A 4,119-nucleotide genomic window follows, 5' to 3' on the forward strand; every position below is an offset into this window, starting at 1 on the left:
CCCTCGCGCGGCCCCGGCGGTGCGGGTCGCGGTGGACCCAAGCCCGGCGGTCGCGGCCCACGCGGCTGATTAACAAGAACGGCCGCCCAGTGCGGCCGTTCTTCTTTTCGTGCATGCATGTGCTTCCCGTGCACGCCCGATCGCAGACGTGGCGGCGGGTGACGACTCGAAGCCGAGCATTGGCGGACCATCACTCACGTCGAACTCCGATCACCCGCGATGCCGCGACTGCAAACGTCCACGCCATCCGGGTCAATGCAGTACCGGCGGCGGCCTCGTGCGACGGCTGCCCTCGCCCGGCGGCTCCAGCAGCCGGCGCAGCGCAGCCTCGTCGGCGATTTCCACGTCGCGGCACGACACGCGGATCAGCCCGGCGCTGTCCAGGCGCGTCATCGACCGCGCGACGCTTTCCGATGCCATGTCGAGGAAGCTTCCGATGTCCGCGCGAGTCATCCGCAACACGATGCGGCGCGGACTGAACCCCATGCTTTCCAGACGGGCCGCATGATCGAGCAGGAACTGTGCGACGCGCTGTTCGGCATCGAGGGTGTGCAACGCGAGCATCCACGTCCAGTCGCGCTCGCGGGCTTCGGCCATCGCGGCTGCGACGTGCGGCAGCAGCGCTCGCGTCGGGTCCAGCAGCTCCGCGCGCGGCAATTCGATGACATCGGCGATGTCGAGCGCCATGACGTCGGCGACGTAACGGGGCGCATGCAGGCACTCGACGCCCAGCACGTCGCCCCTCAGCGGGAACCCGGTGACGCGCTCGCGGCCGTGGGCATCCAGCACGGTGCAGCGGAATAATCCGGCGTGGACCAGGAACGCAGCCCTGGCCGGCTGACCCGCGCGGTAGAGCATGTGCTTGCGCCGGATGCGCCGGTGCACGAGCCGGTCGAGTTGGCCGACCTCGGCAATGGCGGCCGGGCGCGGCGCGTACTCCGGTCGTGCGTCAGGCGGGTGGGAGAAAACGGCGGACATGGACACCTCGATGCCCACTGTAATCGGCGCGCGCGCGCCGCCCCGTTTCGCCGCGTTGCAGTGTGTAACGCCGCGTAACAGGCGCCCCATTACTGATACGCGTCAACTTCCAGTCGGGCGTGCATGGCAGGCTGGCTACGTCGGAATGAGAGGCACCGGAAACGGGCAGGACCGGCACCGGGTTCAAGCCTTCGGGCTTGGGTTCGCGAGTCGGGCCACGCGACGTTGCCGCGGCCACGGACGAGCGTGGCTCACGCACGCCCGGCCCGGTACCGATCGTGTCGTCGCGTCGGATCGCGCAGCAAACCTGCTGGATCCACAGTCGGCGCGGTCGAACTCCCCTGGCAGCGCCAGCGGGGCTATCGGGCAGGCAGGCCTCGGCGACGGAACGCCGGGATCGTGTCCAACACGACCCGCGTGCCTGACCGGCCGTCGTGGCGACCTCGCCCGCCGATGACCTCTCTTCCGGCACCTCTTCCCTCCCATCCCGGGCCACGTCGATGGCACGCACGCTTGTCGCCTACTACTCACGCACCGGCCATACGCGCGACGTCGCCGGGGAGATCGCCAGCATCATCGGCACCGACGTCGACATCGAGGAGATCCTCGAAGAGAGCGATCGCCCCGGTGCACTCGGCTGGATACGCTGCGCATTCGAGGCGATGTTCCGGCTGCGGCCCGCGCTCCGAGCCGGCCGCGATGTCCACGGGTACGACGTAGTGTTCGTCGGTGGACCCATCTGGATGGGCCGCCTGGCTCCGGCGGTTCGCGCCTTTGTCGAACAGCACATCGGGCGCGAAACACGCGTCGCGTATTTCGCCACGCAGGAGGGCGCACCGACGGATGCGGCCTGGCACGATCTCGAGGCGCTCTCACCCGCACGACCGGTCGCGTGTCACTCGATCCGCAATGGCGCGGTCCCGCAGGCGGTACGGCGCGCGGAGCTGGAGCGTTTCGTCGCGCGCGCGCAGCGCGGACAGCCCGCCACGGCGGATGAGCGGGCCACGAGTGCTTCGTCGTCCCGCCACGCGCACGGATAGATGCACGGATAGATCGCTAGCGGCGGCGCGACGTGTCGATTAGTCGGCGTGGGCGGGTACGTTTCCTGGCGGGATAACCGGCGGCGCTGCGCGGCTGCCCGTGGCGGTGCGCTGGCTTGCACGGCACTTCGTCGTGTCGAAGCTGAAGCTGCATTCGTAGTGGTAGCGGCGACCCTCGGTGACCCTTTCTCTCGTGTTCCGTATGGCGCCAGGTTTCATGCGGGGCCACGTTTCACGTTTTGTCACCCTGGGTTCTCTCGCCCCGCCGTGGTTTCGCGCGCCGTCGGCGTCACCGGGCCGAGGCGCGCCTGCGCACTCGTGCTTCGCAAATTAAGGTGCCGTTCCTACGATGTCGTCGCGCAGTTCCTGCACGCCGCGGCGCAATGCATCGTGTCGCGATGCGTTGCACTCAGTTCCCCCGAACGAGCGGCGCGTTCGCGTAGTCCGAGTGCCGACATGCGAGATGGCACAGGTGGGCACGCGCATCCGACCCCGCCCGCCAGGCTAGACCAGCGGGCGACTCCAGTGACCGTCGTGCAATCCGCTGCTGCACGGACCGCCGGCCCCGACCGACCGGCCGAGGGCACGCACGCAAGTGCGATGCCCAGCAAGGCGGCGGCGCCGCGATGGCGCACGGCGGTATCGTCAGCTCACGCGCAGGTGCTTCGCCCGGGCCCCGTCGGCCTTCGGAAGCGTAAGCGTCAGCACGCCATGCTCGAAGGTGGCGCTGGCGCGCGCGGCATCGATTTCCGACGCGAAAGTGTAGGAGCGGAAGCACTCGCCGACGGTGCGTTCCTTCTGGAGACGCTTGCCTGCGGTGTCGCTGGTGCGATCGCCAAACTGCGCCTGCACGGTCACCGAATTGCCGGCAACGGCGACGTCGATGTCGCTCTTGCGCACGCCCGGAAGGTCCACGTCGACGAGGTATCGCGTGTCATCCTCGAGGACGTCGCTGCGCATTTCGAGTTCGGCGATGTCGCGTTCGAAGCGGCGCGAGAGCGGCGCGAACATGCGGTCGATGTCGTCCTCGAACGGACGGAAGAGACGCTGCACTGGAGTCATGGAAGTGGTGGCCATCGAAAGATCTCCGCGAATGGAAAACATGTGCGGGACAGCGTGGCGGCACGCGCGCCGCGAGTGCTGACCTGCGTCAACTTTCGCGTCTGGATGCGGGCCCACGGACGCGACGCGCTGCACGGCCGCTACATGGGGCGTCCGTCGCTGCTGCGCTCAGTGCGGCGGCGTGTGTCGCCGCGCCGATTCCGTCGCATCCGCCTGGACTTGCGGCGCGGCCGTGTCGGGCATGTACTGCAGGAACCAGTCGAGCGCGTGGTCCGCGGCGCGTGCGAGCGCGCCGTGCTCCTCGAACAGGTGCGTTGCACCGGGTATGACGTCCAGCCGTGCGCGCGCGCCGAGCAGGCGCGCGGACGCCTCGTTGAGCGCGAGTACGTCGCGGTCTTCGCCGCCCACGATCAGCAGCGTGGGGACCCGCACGCGCTGGAGGACCGATTCGCCTGCGAGGTCGGGCCGGCCGCCGCGCGACACGACCGCGACTACCTCGTGCCGTCCGCTGGCCGCGGCCGTCAAAGCGACCGCACTGCCGGTGCTGGCACCGAACAGCGCGAGCGGCAGACGCGCGAGGTCATGCTGCGTCGCAACCCAGTCGAGCGCATGCGTGAGCCGTGCGACGAGCCGCGGGATATCGAAGCGGGCGTCGCGCCTCACGTCCTCGAATTCCGTCAGCAGGTCGAACAGCAAGGTCGCGAAACCCGCGCGATTCATCACCTGCGCGACCTGGCGATTGCGCGGGCTGAGGCGGCTGCTGCCACTGCCGTGGACGAATACGATCAGCCCGCGCGGCTCGGTGGGCAACGTCAATTCGCCCGGCAAAGTCACCGTGCCTGCCGGAATCTGCACGCCACGCGAGACGGCCGGCCGCGCGCTGCCGGCCTGCAGCGCCTTCATCACCTCGGCGTCCTCGACGGGCGGGAACTGCGCGTAGTGCGCACCCACGTAGCCGAACGGCTGCGGCACCGAGAGACACACGACTTCGTCGGCGACGTCGCCCGCCCGCCGCACTCCTTCAGCCGAGGCGACCGGC

4 protein-coding genes are annotated in these 4,119 nt (G+C 69.3%); 1 reads left to right on the forward strand and 3 read right to left on the reverse strand.

Features of this window, described 5'->3' with window-relative positions; all coding sequences use genetic code 11:
* Positions 1-252: 252 nt before the first annotated feature.
* Positions 253-978: a Crp/Fnr family transcriptional regulator gene (locus tag FW784_RS12820; protein ID WP_187770811.1), complete on the reverse strand. Its 726-nt coding sequence runs from the start codon at positions 976-978 to the stop codon at positions 253-255.
* A gap of 434 nt (positions 979-1,412) precedes the next feature.
* On the opposite strand from FW784_RS12820, the gene FW784_RS12825 reads away from it, so the two are divergent.
* Complete coding sequence (locus FW784_RS12825) at positions 1,413-2,018, forward strand: flavodoxin family protein (RefSeq protein ID WP_205123625.1); 606 nt, start codon at positions 1,413-1,415, stop codon at positions 2,016-2,018.
* A gap of 645 nt (positions 2,019-2,663) precedes the next feature.
* Here FW784_RS12825 and FW784_RS12830 read toward each other — a convergent pair.
* Positions 2,664-3,095: an Hsp20/alpha crystallin family protein gene (locus FW784_RS12830; RefSeq protein ID WP_187770812.1), complete on the reverse strand. Its 432-nt coding sequence runs from the start codon at positions 3,093-3,095 to the stop codon at positions 2,664-2,666.
* Positions 3,096-3,248: 153 nt separating this feature from the next.
* Positions 3,249-4,119 (reverse strand): alpha/beta family hydrolase (locus FW784_RS14460; RefSeq protein WP_328592732.1); only part of this gene is annotated, 871 nt, incomplete at its 5' end.

This window comes from Cognatilysobacter lacus (assembly GCF_008274655.1).
Classification (GTDB): Bacteria; Pseudomonadota; Gammaproteobacteria; order Xanthomonadales; family Xanthomonadaceae; genus Cognatilysobacter; species Cognatilysobacter lacus.

Coding starts and splice junctions, on each gene's coding strand:
- FW784_RS12820 (WP_187770811.1), bottom strand. CDS start 978: ATGTCCGCCGTTTTCTCCCACCCGCCTGACGCACGACCGGAGTACGCG.
- FW784_RS12830 (WP_187770812.1), bottom strand. CDS start 3,095: ATGGCCACCACTTCCATGACTCCAGTGCAGCGTCTCTTCCGTCCGTTC.